Here is a 1,845-nt window from a genome sequence, read left to right on the forward strand (position 1 = left end):
GAAATTAAGGTTAGACTAATGGTTTAAAGGCTACCGCAAAAACATTGACACTTACAATAAGCCCAGATCCATATCTGATTTTTGGGCTTAGCGTTATAATGTACTTGATCAATTAATTACGACTAAAGTCTTTTTGATTATGTGTGGCTACGTTGTAATCATATGGTTGATCATTGATAATCAGGGCATAAATGGTTCTGATTAGTTTATGAATTGAAGCAATAGCTATCTTTTTGAAACCTTTGGTTTGAGAGGATAGCTTTTTGCTTTCATAATAATCTGCTATATGACACGGATTTGTCTTAGCTGTATTATCTTTTCTACTATATTGTGGAATACTAATGGATTCATCTAGATAAATATTTAACCGTTGCAAGAGACTCACTACGTTACCAAAATACATTTCTCCTTTACCATTCTCCCATCTAGATAGTGTGGCTGGAGAAATTATTCCTCTTGCAACTTGAGTTAATGACAATCCCTTTTTTCACGTATATTTTTAAATATAGCCCCGTAATTATCTACTGTTTCCACTTTTATCACCAACCAGGGTTTAATTGATTTTAATAAATCCTACGCTACCATCTTCTCATACAAGCGATACATCCGTCCATCATAGGCACATAGCGAAATATCCATCTTATAATCAGAATTTTCCTTTTGCCACTTTTGAATAGTATCAACTGCAACTTTAGCTGCACTTTCTGCAGGATAACCATACACACCCGTAGAAATAGCTGAAAAAATCACGCTATGTAATCCCACTTTCTTTGCCAAAGCCAATGAATTATAGTAGCAAGAAGCTAGCATATGCGCATCACTAGTCTTGCCAGCATAAACTGGGCCCACTGTATGAATCACATATTTCGCAGGCAAATTATAGCCATGTGTTATCCTTGCTTCACCTGTTGGACAACCATGCAAAGTCATGCATTCTTCAAGCAAACGTGGACCCGCTGCTCTATGAATGGCACCATCAACGCCGCCACCACCAAGTAATGAATTATTAGCCGCATTAACGATCGCGTTGGCTTTCATCTTAGTAATATCGCCTTTAATAATTTTTATGTCTTTCATAATTATGTCCTTAGAAATAACCAACATTCTAACACCAATAACATTGTTATTTTGCTTAATTTAAAATCATTTTAAATGTTAAAAAAGTGAGTTAGTCATATCATGATATGATTAGCTCACTTTTTAATATTGATGTATTTTTTTATTCAAAACTGACTTAATTTGAGTCACATAGAGCACAATACCAATTACTAACCAAATAGCTGCAATCAAAATACCCAACCATAGATTAGTATTATTTAATTTGACGAAATTAACTAACTCATAAAATGGAAAAATATAGCTCAAACTTCTTAACCATGCAGGATAATTAGAAATTACAACCAATACACCTGAAACAATGGTAATTACTGAACCAAATAGGTTAGTGAAAAAGTAAGGATTTTTCATTTGCCATGACAAGCTCCAACCTGTAAAACCCATAACAGCACCAAAAACGCAGGCAACTGGTAAAATTACCAAGCAACGGAAGAACACCCCCCAAGGCAAGCCGAATAATAATAGCAATATCACATTGATTACACCCAAGACGATTCCTGCAATTAATGAAGTAAGGAATTTAGTCCCCCAATAATAAGGACTGTATGGTCTTTTTGCTATCATTTCAAGATCGATGCCCAAATTAGCATCTGTAATCAATAATTGCGACATTGCCTGAATTGATAAAGCTGCACTATCAATCACGATCGATGAGGCAGCGACATACCAGTTGAATTGATTGCTGTATTGTAGATCAATTAATACCAATAACAAAAGATTAATAATAGG

At 34.7% G+C, this 1,845-nt stretch carries 2 protein-coding genes and 2 pseudogenes; all 4 read right to left on the minus strand.

What is annotated here, in order from left to right:
- Positions 1–112: 112 nt before the first annotated feature.
- Positions 113–301, minus strand: a pseudogene (locus CP355_RS10855) (IS110 family transposase); the annotation flags it as partial.
- A gap of 57 nt (positions 302–358) precedes the next feature.
- Positions 359–478, minus strand: a pseudogene (locus tag CP355_RS10860) (helix-turn-helix domain-containing protein); the annotation flags it as partial.
- Between the two features lie 95 nt (positions 479–573).
- On the minus strand, positions 574–1,077 hold the full coding sequence (locus CP355_RS09770; protein ID WP_087176610.1) for an O-acetyl-ADP-ribose deacetylase: 504 nt from the start codon (positions 1,075–1,077) through the stop codon (positions 574–576).
- Between the two features lie 123 nt (positions 1,078–1,200).
- On the minus strand, positions 1,201–1,845 hold a 645-nt coding region (locus CP355_RS09775; protein WP_098044436.1), incomplete at its 5' end, for an ABC transporter permease.

The organism is Lactobacillus sp. UMNPBX4 (genome assembly GCF_002554115.1).
GTDB lineage: Bacteria > Bacillota > Bacilli > Lactobacillales > Lactobacillaceae > Lactobacillus > Lactobacillus gallinarum.